Here is a 12,682-nt window from a genome sequence, read left to right as displayed (position 1 = left end):
TTCGGCAGGTGTACGCTCACGGCGGCCCTGCCCGCTGGTGACCGACCGCCCTGTCGCGTGACGCGCTGACGGTCGCGCCCTGTGTCCTCCGGTGGTTCAGCGGCGGGCGGACTTCATCGACAGTTGCACCCCTTTGCTCCCTTTTCCCGTTACGTGTCTTGTCCTCTTGTTGTCCGGCAGCTTGATGAGGGGGGCGGTCGAGCCCCCGCACGCTGTTCCTCCGTGAGGATTCGACGTGCGAAGAGCGAGCCGGAACGCACGAGTCGCTTCGTGTGGCGGGCTCGGGTCCCCTACCTCTGCGTGCGAGATGTGCGGTGTGTATGCCCTCCGCCGAGGGCGGACGGCGCGCGCTCGACGACCAGGAAGGCGGTATGCGCATGGATGAGATCGCCGATGGTGCTTCGACGTCGCTCAGCCGGCAGGAACGGCAGGTGCTGGCGCATATGGCCGACGGGCTGACGTACTACGCGATTGCGAAACGCATGCAGATCAGTCGGCACACCGTCGACACCTACTTCCGGCGGATTCGCGCCAAGACCGGTGCGCGCAGCCGCATGCAACTCCTCATGTACGCCCTGCGGCTGGACGATGAGTGGGCGGCGGAAGAACCTGGTCCTCGGCCGGGACGGGTGACGGAGGACAGCCGTGGGAGCGGGTCACGCGCGGAGCCGTCGACCCTGCCGCCCAACTCGGCATTCCTCCCGGTGTTCCGCCACCGCAGACCATCCTCCGCTCTGCGTCACGAGCGGTTCTCGTGACGTCTCCTCGGTAGGGGTTCGCGGCAACAAGGTCGGCACACCGCATGTGCTGCCCGAAGCGCGGGGCGTCCCGGCGGCCGTAGCGGTGTCCCGCAGGGCGGGAGCCGAGGAAGGCGAGCATCATGAAAAGTGCACGGCACCAGGGCCGCCCAGGGCAGGCCGGGGTCCGGGCAGGTCAGAACCGGTGGCTGCAAGTACCTATTCTTTACACCATGTTTTCGGCCCCATCGAGCGCTGGCCCGCTCATTTGGTTAACCTGAGGCGGACGGACAGCGACAAGGGGTCCCACCCACACCCATGGTCCGTCCCGGGGCAAGCCGGTCACACTGGCCTGCTCTCACACGAGTAACCGGCGCCACCGCGTCCGAACTGCCTTGAACCCATGCCCGAGCGGGCCAGGTACCGGACCGATGACCGGCCGGTGCGCCCCGAGGGTGACCCGACACATAAGGAGTGCGCGGTGACACCGGAGAAGACGAATCGCGAGCAACGCCCCAAGGAACACACGGAGCGTGCGGGCCGCCGGTCCGACGAGCTCGGCAGCCTGGCCGTGTGGGCACGGTCCGCCCCCATCCGACTCGCGGGCTACGAGGACGACCTCGCCGAGCCCCACATCCTGCCCAGCGTGGACTGACCCCACAGGACCCTTCGCGATCGCCGACAGCATGGGCGTGGAAGGATCACGCCCATGCTGATCAGAGAAGCCGCGGCCGACGACTGGCCGCGGATCTGGCCTTTCTGGCACCGGATCGTCGCCGCAGGCGACACCTACACCTGGGCCCGGGACACCTCCGAGGAGGCGGCCCGGGCCTTGTGGACGAGCCCGCCGAAACGCGTGTACGTCGCCGAGGACGAGACCGGCACGGTCGTCGGCTCGGCCTACGTCACCCCGAACTACGGCGGCCCCGCCGACCGCATCGCCAACGCCGGCTTCATGGTCGACCCCGACCACGGCGGCCGCGGCATCGGCCGCGCCCTCGCCGAACACATCCTCACCGCCGCCCGTGACCAGGGCTTCCGCGGCATGGTCTTCAACGCCGTCGTCGAGACCAACCCGGCCGTCGGCCTCTGGCTCTCCCTCGGCTTCACCATCCTGGGCACGGTGCCCGACGCCTACGACCATCCCCGCGACGGCCGCGTCGGCCTGCACGTCATGCACCGCGCCCTATAGGCGCGGCCGGCGGCACCTACTGGTCGAGGGGCGCGGTCCGCTGCCACGGCCGCAGCTTCTCCAGCTCCCCGGCCAGCTCCAGCAGCGCCGCCTCCGACCCCGGCCGCCCCACCAGCTGTACGGCGCAGGGCGCGCCGGAGGGCAGGGTGCCGAACGGGACCGACATCGCCGGCCAGCCGGTGAGGTTCCAAGGGGGCGTCATCGGCGAGTAGGTGGTGTTCGCCAGTACGTTCCGCAGCCAGCCCCGCTCGTGCCACGGCCCGGCCTTGGGGGAGCGGCGGGCCAGCGCCGCCGTCAGCAGGATGTCGTGCTCGGCGAAGAACGGCGCCAGGCGCTCCCGCAGCTGCTCCCGGGCCCGGCCGGTGCGGACGCTCTTCACGAACCGCCGCCCGATCGCCGCGTGCACCCGGCTCCGCCGGGTCAGCCTGCGCGGGTCGAGCCCCGCCGCGTCCACCGACGTGCCCGCCGTCCAGTGCGCGAGCGAGGTCGTGCTCAGGGAGAGCGGATACGGCGGATCGGCGCGCCGCACGGTGTGCCCGGCCCGGTTCAGCAGCCCGGCCGCCTCCCGTACGGCGGTCGTATACGGCTTGCTGATGGCCACTCCGGTGAGCGGGCTGCGCACGGAGGCGGCGATATTCCGAGGGGCGGGCTTGTCGGGGCGTACGACCTCGGTGTCCGCGATGACCGAAAACATCAGCCGGGCGTCCTCGACGGTCGTCGCGAGGGGGCCGTTCTCGGACATTCCGAACCAGTCACCGTCACCGATTCCGGCCGGTACGACCCCGAACCCCGGCTTGATGGTGACCAGGCCGCAGTTGGCCGCGGGGATGCGCAGCGAGCCCATGCCGTCGTTGCCGAGCGCGATCGGCACCATGCCCGCGGCCACGGCGGCGGCGCTGCCGCCCGATGAACCGCCCGCGGTGCGGGTGGTGTCCCACGGGTTGCGGGAGGTCCCGTGCACGCCCTCGGTCGTGCCGAAGATGCACAGCTCGGGCACGTTGGTGAGTCCTACGACGATCGCTCCCGCCGCCCGCAGCCGGGCCACGGTGATGTGGTCGTGGTCGGCGGGGGTGTCCGGGGTCGCGGCGGAACCGACCCGGTTGGACTCGCCGGTCACCGGGAGGTTGTCCTTGACGGCCACCGGCACGCCCGCCAGGGGCAGTTGGGCCAGATCGTCCCGCGCGCCCAGCGCGTCGGCCTCCGCGAGCGCCGCCTCCGCCCGCACCACCCGGAACGCCCCGATCCGCCCGTCGAGCCGCTCGATCCGCGCGAGATGCTCGGCCACCACCTCACGCGGCGTGACCCGCTTCTCCTGGACGGCGGTGGCGATCTCGACGGCGGTACGGCCGACCCAGCTGGTCACGGGCGCGCTCCTTCTCACTACTCGCGAGTATGTAGGGAGAACTGTGCCTCGGGAGGAGCGGTGCGTCGAGGGGTGACAAGGCCTGGATGTCCAGGGGGGTTGGTTGCCGAACGCCCAGGGCCGTCGGTTGCCGAACACTCAGGGCCGTCGGTCTTGGACATTCGCGGCCGTCTTGTTGGACTTTTCGCGAGCCGGTGCGGGGAGGGCGCCGACTGACCTGCTGGTCATCCGATCAATGGCCCCATCAGGCTGCTCACACCGGCCATTGACAGCCCCTGAGTGCAGTCCAATCATCAGTCGTCCGATCAATCGCGACCGGTGGAGTGGCATGGCTGAGCGCAGGAAGAGGCGGTTCCGGTTCATCGGCTTCGCGGCGGTGTTCGCACTGCTCGCGGCACCCGCACCCGCGTCGGCGGTCACGGCACGGCAGGTGCAGGCGGTGCCGGTCACCGTGCCCGCGCTCTCCGACTGGACACCGGAACACGGGAGTTACGACTTCCGGCCCGGCACCAGACTCGTGGCCGACAGCGGGAGCGAGCGCAGGGTCGCCGACACCCTCGCCGAGGACCTGAAGGCGGCCGGCCACGGAACGGTGCCCGTGGTGCACGGCGGTGGTGCCGCCCGGCCCGGCGACATCGTGATCCACGTCCGCTCCGCTCAGCGTTCGTTGGGTGCGGAGGGCTATGAACTCCGGTCGGGCACGCGGCTGTCGGTGACCGGCGCGACCGAGACCGGCGCCTTCCACGGCACCCGGACTATCCTCCAACTCCTCGCGCAGAGCGACCGCATACCCGCGGGACGCACGGTCGACGTCCCGCGCTACAAGGAACGCGGAGTCGGCGTCTGCGCCTGCTACGTCCACATCTCCCTGCCCTGGCTGGAGAACCTGGTGCGCGAGATGGCGTACCACAAGCTCGACCAACTGCTCCTGGAACTCAAGGTGAAGAGCGCCGCGCACCCCGAGGCGAACACCTGGGGCTACTACACCCAGGACGAGATGCGCCGCCTCGTCGCGCTCGGCGACAAGTACCACGTCGAGATCATCCCGGAGATCAACTCCCCGGGCCACATGGACCCGTGGATAGAGAACCGCCCCGACCTCCAGCTCACCGACAGCGACGGCACCAAGCAGCCCGCCCGGCTCGACGTCACGCAACCGGCGGCCTTCGACTACTACACGAGCCTGATGGACGAGTACGCGCAGGTCTTCACCGCGTCGTCCTGGCACATGGGCGCCGACGAGTACATGCTCGGCTCCGACTACTCCAAGTACCCGCAGATGCTGCGCTACGCCCAGGAGAAGTACGGCGCGAACGCCACCCCGCAGGACGCCTACATCGACTTCATCAACCGCGTCCAGGCCTACGCCGCGAGCAAGGGCAAGAAGCTGCGCATCTGGAACGACGGTCTCACCGGCGCCAACACCGTGCCGGTGGCACCCGGCACGACGGTCGAGCACTGGCTGAACGTCGCGGAGAAACCGAGCCAACTCATCGCCCAGGGCTACCCGTTGATGAACGCGGCCTACTCCCTCTACCTTGTGCGTGGCGGTTTCCACAGCGACACCGAGGCGCTCTACGACCAGAGTTGGGATCCGCGCAGCTTCGAGGGCGAGAGGCTCACCTCCAGCCACGGCATCACCGGCGCGAAGATCAGCCTCTGGCCCGACAACGGCCGCGGCGAGACCGAGAACGAGGTCACGGCCGACACCGAACCCGCCCTGCGGCACCTCGCCCAGGTCACCTGGGGCGACCCGCATCCCGACGCCACGTACGCGGCGTTCACCGCACGAGGCACGGCAGTTGGGCACGCGCCAGGGTGGCGGGACCTGACCCGGGTACCGGTCGCGGACGGGACGTACACGTTCCGCACGACGGGCGGCACCTCCTTCGACGCCGCGGTGCAGCGCACCCCGGACGGCTACGCGACCGTGCGAACCAGCGACGGCTGCCTTGAGGTGCGGGGCGGCAAGCTCACCCTCAACGTGCCGCTCCAGCCCGGCGTTTCGGCGACCCCGCAGCCCTGCGACGCCACGAACACCATGCAGCGCTGGGAGGTGGAGCCCGCTGCGGGCGGCCACCGGCTCGTCAACGCCGTCACGCAGATGGCGCTGAGCGTCGCGGACGACGGCGGGCTCGTGCAGTACCCGCCGGACCAACACCGGCCCGCCACCTGGCACTTGACCGACCACTGATCAACCAGAGGAGTCCCACCCCCCATGGCCCTCTCCCGACGCCTCTTCGTCCTCTCGGCCACCGCCCTCGCCGCGACCGGCACGGCCACGAGCTCAGCCCTCGCGGCACCCCGGCCCCCGTCCGACTCCCGCTCCCGCATCCCCGTCAGCCCCGACGACACCGAGGCCGACCTTGTCCGCAAGGCATCCCAAGTCCGTCCCACCGCACGGCAGGTGGCCTGGCAGCGGCTGGAGCGGACGGCGTTCCTGCACTTCGGCGTGAACACCTTCACCGGCCTGGAGTGGGGGACCGGTGACGAGGACCCGGACGTGTTCCAGCCGACCGGCCTCGACACCGACCAGTGGGCCCGCGCCCTGCGCGACGGAGGCTTCAGGCTCGCCATCCTCACCGTCAAGCACCACGACGGCTTCGTCCTCTACCCCTCCCGTTACAGCAACCACACGGTCGCGTACAGCAGTTGGCGTGCGGGCCAGGGTGACGTACTGCGTTCCTTCGCCGACAGCATGCGGCGGTACGGCATCAAGGCCGGCGTCTACCTCTCGCCCGCCGACGAGAACCAGTACCTCCACGGCGTCTACGCCAACGGCAGTGCCCGCACCACCCGCACGATCCCGACCCTCGTCGACGGCGACGACCGCACCCCGGGCGCCTTCTTCACCCTGGACGCCACCGACTACGGCGCCCACATGCTCAACACCCTCTACGAAGTGCTGACCCAGTACGGTCCGATCGACGAGGTGTGGTTCGACGGCGCCCAGGGCCGCATCCCGCCGGGCCAGGTCGAGGACTACGACTGGGACAGCTGGTACACGCTGGTCAGAGCGCTGGCCCCGGACGCGGCGATCGCCGTGACGGGACCGGATGTGCGGTGGGTCGGCAACGAGGGCGGCACCGCGCGGGAGGACGAGTGGAGCGTCCTGCCGGTGAAGGAGGAGCAATACGGGCGCACCGACTGGGCGTTGTCGTACGACACCCCCGACGAGGGCAGCCGTGGCGCACTCGTGTCGGCGCTGCCGGACACCGACTACCTCCAGTGGTGGCCCGCCGAGTGCGATGTGTCGATCCACGACGGCTGGTTCTACCACCCGGACCAACCGCCCAAGAGTGTGGACGAGTTGATCGACATCTACTTCGGGTCGGTCGGCCGCAACGCGGTGCTGCTGCTCAACGTGCCACCGGACACGGACGGTGTGCTGGCGGCCCCGGACGTGGCACGCCTGCGGGAGTTCCGTGAGCGGGTGGACCGGGAACTGCCCGAGGACCTGGCGCGCGGTGCCCGGACGACCGTCGCGCCCGGCCGGGTCACCGTCGACCTCGGCACCGAACGGGCCGTGGACCGCGTCCGGTTGGCGGAGGACACGGCGCGCTACGGCCAGCAGGTCGAGGCCTTCGTCGTCGAGGCGTACGTCGGCGGGGCGTGGACGGAGGTCACCCGCGCCGGGACGATCGGCGCGAGCCGCATCCTGCTGCTGGCCGCGCCGGTGCGCGCCCGGCGGTGGCGGGTTCGGGTGACGGCGGCGCGGGACACCGTGAGGATCGCGGAGTTCGGGCTGTACCGGTCGCGGGTCTGAGCGGCCGGGGCCGCCCGTCCTCACATGTCCTTGAGGAGCTTCTCCAGGAACTCCACCGACTCGGGGGCCGGTGAGGCCACCAGGCTCAGCCGGTCCATGACCGCGAGGTAGCGGTCTACCTCGTCGGGCTTGTCCAAGTAGAGGGCGCTGGTGAGCTGTTCGAGGTAGACGACGTCCGGCAGGTCCGGCACCGGGAAACGCAGCACGGTGATCGGACCGCCGGCGGCGGCGTGGCCGCCCACGTGGAACGGCAGCACCTGAAGGGTGACGTTCGGCAGCGCCGAGATGTCGACGAGGTGCCGCAGCTGTTCGCGCATCACCTCGGTCCCGCCCAGCGGACGGCGCAGTGCGGCCTCGTCCACCACGACCCAGAGCTTCGGCGCACCGGGCCTGGTGAGCAACTCCTGCCGGGTCATGCGGAGTTCGACACGGCGCTGGATCGAGTCCGGGGTGTCGACGGGACGGCCGAGCCGGATGACGGCCTCGGCGTACGCGGCGGTCTGCAACAGGCCGGGAATGAACTGGACTTCGTACGTGCGGATCAGGGAGGTGGCCTCCTCCAGACCCAGGTGCTGCTCGAACCAGGTCGGGAAGGCGTCGCCGTACGCACGCCACCAGCCGGGTTCGTTGGCACGGCGGGCCGAGTCCAGGAACTCCTGGCGCACGTCCGGCTCGTGCAGGCCGTAGAGGGTCAACAGGTCGGCGACGTCGCGCTCCTTGAAGCCGACGCGGCCCAGCTCCATGCGGCAGAGCTTGGCGTCGGAGGCGCGTATCGCCGAAGCGGCCGTGTCCCGGGTGATGTTGAGGGACTCCCGCAGGCGGCGCAGGCGGGTGCCCAGCATGATGCGCTGGACGGTCGGGCCACCGCGCTGAAGGCTGAGTACGTCCGAGCCCGAGGGGGCGTATTCCGGTTGAGCTGCAGTCATGTTCATCCCCTCGGCGGTCGCGCCGACACCGTCCGCAAGTTTTCGGGACTTAAAAGAGGATCGTAGCACCGAGGTTCCGGATAACTGCGGGGAGTGAAGGAGCCGGAAGGTGCCGGCCTGTGTCCGGCCCCTTCCGGCCAATCCGCGGGTTTGCCTGACCTCAGCGGCCGGGGAGTAGGCCGTCGAAGTCGCCGTCCTTCACACCGCGGACGAACGCGGAGATCTCGGCGCTGGTGTAGACGAGCGCCGGACCTTCGGGATGGCGCGAGTTGCGTACGGCGACGTGACCGTCGGAGAGAGCGGCCAGTTCGACGCAGTTGCCCTCGGGGTTGCTGTGGTGGCTCTTGCGCCACTGCGCGCCGCTCAGCAGGGTCGCCGACATGCCGTTCTCGTGCTCGATCTGAGGCCTCATCGCTCCCCCGGAAGATCGGGTGCAATTGCAGCTTCAATTGCACCCATTGGTGGTGTGCAGGACGATAGCCCTCGTTCGGACCGCTTGCAAGATCGTCTGCAATTGCAGCGGTAATTGCCGATGCACTTGCGTTCGCAGGGGCTGCCGGAGGACGATGCTCCGGACAGGTTTAGCCGCGCAGTTGTTCTCTTCCCAGGGGTCTCAGGGGTCGCGATGTCCGCAGAGCAAGTCGTACGACCGGTCGACACCCTGCGGATCGAGGGGACTTGGGAGTGGCTGTGCCGGGCCGTCGATCAGGTCGGTCCGCCCGAGCCCGGACGGACGGTCACCCTGGTCCCCGCCGCCGGGGACGGGCGCGACCCCGCCCTCTGTTCCGTCCTCGTCGTGCCGCCGCTGCCCCGATCCGCCCATGTGGCACGGGAGTTCACGCGCACGACACTGGCCGACCGGACCGGCGACGAGGTCCTGGACGACGTGGCGGTCACCGTGTCGGAACTGGTGAGCAACGCGCTGCGCTACGGCCGGGCGCCCAACTCCCTTGCCGAGCCGCAGCCTTCACTCTGGCTAGCGGTGTGGGACCGGCTGCCGTACGCGGTGTGCGCTGTGACCGACGACAGTGACTGCGTGCCGGTGGAGGGACACCCCGACGAGTTCGCGGAGTCCGGGCGCGGGCTCCAAGTGGTCTCCGCGCTGAGCGAGTCGTGGGGCTGGTGCCTGCGGGCGGGCGGCGGGAAGACGGTCTGGGCGCTGTTCCGGATCTGACGCGGGGTGCCGGCCATCGGACACGCACAGCGAAGAGGGGCACCGGTAACTCCGGTGCCCCTCCTGCGTGTTGCTGCTCAGGCCTTGCGGCCGATCCCGCAGATCGCGTCCACGTCGGACGGGTCGCGGCCCACGTCGACCGGCTCCGGGTGCCACTGCGAGGTGGGCACGATGCCGGGCTCGATGACTTCCAGGCCCGTGAAGAACGCCTCGATCCGCTCCGGGCCGCGCAGGTGGTACGAGCTGGCGGAGTTGGCGTTGTACACCGAAATCGCCTGGTTCAGCGCGGCGTTGGTGTCCGTGCCGTCGCTCAGTGCCAGGTAGCTGCCCGGCGGCAGGGCTTCCAGGAAGCGGCTCACGACGGCCTCGGGCTCGTCCGAGTCCGGGATCTGGCCCAGGATGCCCAGCATCGTCAGCGCGATCGGCTGGCTGAAGTCCAGTGTCTTCGCGGCGACTTCGAGGATGTGCTCGGGATCGCGCACATCCGCTTCGAGGTACGCGCAGGCGCCCTCCGGGGTGCTGGTGAGCAGCGCCTGCGCGTGCACCAGGACCAACGGGTCGTTGTCGACGTACACGATGCGGCTCTCGGGCGCGATGCGCTGCGCGACCTCGTGCGTGTTGTCGACGGTGGGCAGGCCCGTCCCGATGTCGAGGAACTGGCGGATGCCCGCCTCCTCGGTGAGGTAGCGCACCGCCCTCACCAGGAACCGGCGTTGGAGACGGGCGAGGAGCGCGATGTCCGGGAACATCTGGACGATCATTTCGCCGGCTTCGCGGTCTGCGGCGTAGTTGTCCTTGCCGCCCAGGAGGAAGTTCCACACACGGGCGGAGTGCGGCCGGTCGAGCTGGAGCCGGTCGGCCAGCGGGTCTTCGGAGGTCATGGGCAAAGCCTCACACGAAGTACCCGGCGGTGTCCGGCGATTCGGACTCGAATCGGGAGTTACAGCACGCTCAGGCCCGCGCCGGACCCGTGCTGTCCCGCTCGATCAGCCGCGGCACCGGCACCCGCACCGTGCGCGCCGGACCGCCGTCCAGCAGAGCCGTCAACTCCCGTGCCGCCGTACGCCCGAACTCGACACTGTCGCGGGACAGGGCGGACAGCCACGGCCGGACCATGCGGCACAGCGCGGAGTCCTCCCAGGCGACCACTGACACGTCCGCCGGTACGGAGCGGCCGAGTTCGGCCGCGGCGGCCACTCCGGCGACGGCCATCACGTCGTTGTCGTAGATCAACGCCGTTGGGGGAGCGGCGACTTCGAGGACCCGCCGGGTGACGGCCGCGCCCGCCGCGTCCGAGTAGTCGGTGGTCACCGAGTGGACCTCGGTCAGCCCGCGGCGGGCGGCCTCGGCGCGCAGCGCGCGGATGCGGCGCTCGGTGTGCGCGAGGCCGGGCAGTCCCGCGATGTGCGCGATGCGGCGGTGGCCGCGCGCGTACAACTCGTCGACGACGGAGGCCATCGCGCCCGCGTCGTCGGCCCACACCGTCGACAGACCGGGGTGGCGTTCGTCGGGTGCGCCGCCGATGACCACGGCCGGCAGGCCGAGTTCCTCGAGGAGGTCGGGCCGCGGGTCGGCGGTGCGCGGGTCGGCCACCAGGACGCCGTCCACACGGTGTTCGGCCCACCAGCGGCGGTAGACCGCGCACTCGTCGTCGACGTCCTCGGCCATCTGGAAGAGCAGGCCGAGATGACGCTCGGCCAGCACTTCCTGGATGCCGGAGACGAGTTGGAGGAAGAACGAGTCGACGCCGAGGGTCTCCGCGGGGCGGGCCAGCACGAAGCCGACCGTCGCCGCGCCCTCGCCGGACAGCGCCCGCGCCGCCGTGCTGGGCCGCCAGCCCAGCTGTTCCGCGACCCGGCGCACCCGGTCGCGGGTGATCTCGGAGACGCCGGGGCGGCCGTTCAGCGCGAAGGAGACCGCGCTCTCGGACACACCTGCGCGCTGCGCGATGTCCTTCATCGTCGGTCGACGCGCGGGCGACCGCTTGCCTGACAAGCCCGCTCTCCATTCCGTCGGTGCCGCGCACTAATGCGCTTGAGTCAGCACACCCTAAAGCGCATTAGTGATCCACCGCAAGAATGCGAACCCACCTCGCTGACCAGTGCTGTTGTCCGGATCCGGCCAACTAATGAATTTAGCTGAGCGGAATCCATTGACGGGCCCCGTGAACACCGTGCAAGGTCTGCCCCGGCACGATCAGCCAACCCCACTGGCAAAGGAGCCACTCACCGTGCGCATCTCCCGCAGAGCCTTCGCCGCCGCTGCCGCCGCCGTAGTCCTCATGCCGCTGAGCGCCTGCGGTTCCGGGGGAGACGACGGCGGTTCGACCGACGCCTCGGGCAAGGTCGAAGGCGACATCACCTTCCAGACCTGGAACCTCCGCGCCAACTTCAAGTCGTACTTCGAGGGCGTGATCTCCGGCTTCGAGAAGCAGTACCCCGGCACCCACGTGAAGTGGATCGACCAGCCCGCCGAGGGCTACGCCGACAAGATCAGCGCGGACGCCGCCGGCGGCACCCTGCCCGACGTCGTCAACGTCTCCCCGGACCTCGTCGCCCCGCTCGCCAAGGCGGGCCTCGCGCTCGACCTCGACAAGGCGGCCGCGAAGTACAAGAGCGAGTACCTGCCCGGCGCTTGGGCCAGCCACGAGATACCGGGCATGACCGGCACCTACGCCTTCCCCTGGTACCTCAACACCGGTCCGCTCTTCTACAACAAGTCCCTCTTCACGCAGGCCGGGCTCAACGCCGACCAGCCTCCGAAGACCTACGACGAACTCTTCGCCCAGGCACTCCAGTTGGCGAAGAAGACCGACGGCAAGGTCGCCACCCTCGCCAACGTCCCCACCGTCGAGGACTTCGGGCGCTACGGCGTCGAGCTGATGAACAAGGCCGGCACCGCCTTCGCCTTCAACGACGCGAAGGGCATCGAACTCCTCACCAAGTACAAGGAGTTGTACGACGCGAAGGCCCTGGACCCGCAGGCGCTCACCGCCACCCCCGAGTCGTCCGGCAAGAAGTTCCTCACCGGTGCCGTCGCCATGAACCCCGGCAGCGCACTGGACCTCGACAACTTCAAGAAGCAGGCGCCGACCCTGTACAAGAACATCGGCATCACGGACCAGATCACCAGCACCGGCCACGTGAACATGTACGTGATGGGTGTGATGGTCAACTCCAAGACCAAGCACACGCCCGCATCCGTCGCCTTCGCGCACTATGTCACCGACGCCCAGCAGCAGATGTCGTTCGCGAAGAAGGTCGCCATCTTCCCGAGCACCGCCGGCTCCCTCGACGACCCGTACTTCACCAAGGAGGACGGCACCGACGAGACGCGAGTGCGGATCGCCGCCGCCAAGTCCCTGAAGAACGCGGTCAATTACACGCCGGTGCTGTTCAGCGAGCAGATGAAGACCGCGCTGCGCAACGAGGTCGCCAAGGCGCTGCAGGGCAAGGAGAGCCCCAAGGCAGCTCTCGACAACGCTGTCAAGGCGTGCAACACGCTGCTCCAGCAGGAGGGCTGAG

At 69.7% G+C, this 12,682-nt stretch carries 12 protein-coding genes; 7 read left to right on the top strand and 5 right to left on the bottom strand.

What is annotated here, in order from left to right; all coding sequences use genetic code 11:
* The first annotated feature begins 320 nt into the window (after window positions 1-320).
* The 3 genes from OHT77_RS06175 to OHT77_RS06165 all read left to right on the top strand — a co-directional run bounded on the left by OHT77_RS06175 (window position 321) and on the right by OHT77_RS06165 (window position 1,929).
* Window positions 321-758, top strand: coding sequence for a response regulator transcription factor (locus OHT77_RS06175; protein ID WP_328826974.1), 438 nt, complete (start codon window positions 321-323; stop codon window positions 756-758).
* A gap of 460 nt (window positions 759-1,218) precedes the next feature.
* The gene (locus OHT77_RS06170; protein ID WP_019057549.1) at window positions 1,219-1,392 is read left to right on the top strand and encodes a hypothetical protein; all 174 of its coding nucleotides are present in this window, start codon (window positions 1,219-1,221) and stop codon (window positions 1,390-1,392) included.
* 54 nt (window positions 1,393-1,446) lie between these two features.
* Window positions 1,447-1,929, top strand: a complete 483-nt coding sequence (locus tag OHT77_RS06165) for a GNAT family N-acetyltransferase (protein ID WP_266777534.1) — start codon at window positions 1,447-1,449, stop codon at window positions 1,927-1,929.
* Between the two features lie 16 nt (window positions 1,930-1,945).
* Here the strand turns inward: OHT77_RS06165 and OHT77_RS06160 are convergent, their stop codons facing one another.
* On the bottom strand, window positions 1,946-3,292 hold the full coding sequence (locus tag OHT77_RS06160; protein ID WP_328826973.1) for an amidase: 1,347 nt from the start codon (window positions 3,290-3,292) through the stop codon (window positions 1,946-1,948).
* Between the two features lie 328 nt (window positions 3,293-3,620).
* On the opposite strand from OHT77_RS06160, the gene OHT77_RS06155 reads away from it, so the two are divergent.
* Together OHT77_RS06155 and OHT77_RS06150 are read left to right on the top strand one after the other, a co-directional pair.
* Window positions 3,621-5,486, top strand: coding sequence for a family 20 glycosylhydrolase (locus OHT77_RS06155; RefSeq protein ID WP_328826972.1), 1,866 nt, complete (start codon window positions 3,621-3,623; stop codon window positions 5,484-5,486).
* 24 nt (window positions 5,487-5,510) lie between these two features.
* Window positions 5,511-7,058 carry an alpha-L-fucosidase gene (locus OHT77_RS06150; RefSeq protein WP_328826971.1) on the top strand — a complete coding sequence of 516 codons (1,548 nt, stop codon included), beginning with the start codon at window positions 5,511-5,513 and terminating at the stop codon, window positions 7,056-7,058.
* Between the two features lie 20 nt (window positions 7,059-7,078).
* On the opposite strand, the gene OHT77_RS06145 is transcribed toward OHT77_RS06150, so the two are convergent.
* Together OHT77_RS06145 and OHT77_RS06140 are read right to left on the bottom strand one after the other, a co-directional pair.
* Window positions 7,079-7,984 carry a helix-turn-helix domain-containing protein gene (locus tag OHT77_RS06145; RefSeq protein WP_328826970.1) on the bottom strand — a complete coding sequence of 302 codons (906 nt, stop codon included), beginning with the start codon at window positions 7,982-7,984 and terminating at the stop codon, window positions 7,079-7,081.
* A 160-nt stretch (window positions 7,985-8,144) separates the two neighbouring features.
* Complete coding sequence (locus OHT77_RS06140; RefSeq protein WP_266777544.1) at window positions 8,145-8,396, bottom strand: DUF397 domain-containing protein; 252 nt, start codon at window positions 8,394-8,396, stop codon at window positions 8,145-8,147.
* A 213-nt stretch (window positions 8,397-8,609) separates the two neighbouring features.
* Between OHT77_RS06140 and OHT77_RS06135 the strand changes: the two genes are divergently transcribed.
* A complete protein-coding gene (locus OHT77_RS06135; protein ID WP_328826968.1) occupies window positions 8,610-9,158 on the top strand; it encodes an ATP-binding protein in 549 nt (182 codons plus the stop codon).
* Window positions 9,159-9,235: 77 nt separating this feature from the next.
* Here the strand turns inward: OHT77_RS06135 and OHT77_RS06130 are convergent, their stop codons facing one another.
* Both OHT77_RS06130 and OHT77_RS06125 read right to left on the bottom strand, forming a co-directional pair.
* Window positions 9,236-10,039: an SAM-dependent methyltransferase gene (locus tag OHT77_RS06130; protein WP_328826967.1), complete on the bottom strand. Its 804-nt coding sequence runs from the start codon at window positions 10,037-10,039 to the stop codon at window positions 9,236-9,238.
* A 70-nt stretch (window positions 10,040-10,109) separates the two neighbouring features.
* On the bottom strand, window positions 10,110-11,117 hold the full coding sequence (locus OHT77_RS06125) for a LacI family DNA-binding transcriptional regulator (RefSeq protein WP_328834166.1): 1,008 nt from the start codon (window positions 11,115-11,117) through the stop codon (window positions 10,110-10,112).
* Window positions 11,118-11,388: 271 nt separating this feature from the next.
* Between OHT77_RS06125 and OHT77_RS06120 the strand changes: the two genes are divergently transcribed.
* Window positions 11,389-12,681, top strand: a complete 1,293-nt coding sequence (locus OHT77_RS06120; RefSeq protein WP_328826966.1) for an ABC transporter substrate-binding protein — start codon at window positions 11,389-11,391, stop codon at window positions 12,679-12,681.
* The last annotated feature ends 1 nt before the right edge of the window (window position 12,682 follow it).

Source organism: Streptomyces sp. NBC_00252 (assembly GCF_036187565.1).
Classification (GTDB): Bacteria; Actinomycetota; Actinomycetes; order Streptomycetales; family Streptomycetaceae; genus Streptomyces.
This window is presented reverse-complemented; position numbering and strand designations above follow the sequence as displayed.

Excerpts from the sequence above, each read along its gene's own strand:
- OHT77_RS06125 (WP_328834166.1), bottom strand. The coding sequence starts at position 11,117 with ATGAAGGACATCGCGCAGCGCGCAGGTGTGTCCGAGAGCGCGGTCTCC.
- OHT77_RS06130 (WP_328826967.1), bottom strand. The coding sequence starts at position 10,039 with ATGACCTCCGAAGACCCGCTGGCCGACCGGCTCCAGCTCGACCGGCCG.
- OHT77_RS06150 (WP_328826971.1), top strand. The coding sequence starts at position 5,511 with ATGGCCCTCTCCCGACGCCTCTTCGTCCTCTCGGCCACCGCCCTCGCC.
- OHT77_RS06175 (WP_328826974.1), top strand. The coding sequence starts at position 321 with ATGCCCTCCGCCGAGGGCGGACGGCGCGCGCTCGACGACCAGGAAGGC.
- OHT77_RS06145 (WP_328826970.1), bottom strand. The coding sequence starts at position 7,984 with ATGACTGCAGCTCAACCGGAATACGCCCCCTCGGGCTCGGACGTACTC.
- OHT77_RS06140 (WP_266777544.1), bottom strand. The coding sequence starts at position 8,396 with ATGAGGCCTCAGATCGAGCACGAGAACGGCATGTCGGCGACCCTGCTG.
- OHT77_RS06155 (WP_328826972.1), top strand. The coding sequence starts at position 3,621 with ATGGCTGAGCGCAGGAAGAGGCGGTTCCGGTTCATCGGCTTCGCGGCG.
- OHT77_RS06165 (WP_266777534.1), top strand. The coding sequence starts at position 1,447 with ATGCTGATCAGAGAAGCCGCGGCCGACGACTGGCCGCGGATCTGGCCT.
- OHT77_RS06135 (WP_328826968.1), top strand. The coding sequence starts at position 8,610 with ATGTCCGCAGAGCAAGTCGTACGACCGGTCGACACCCTGCGGATCGAG.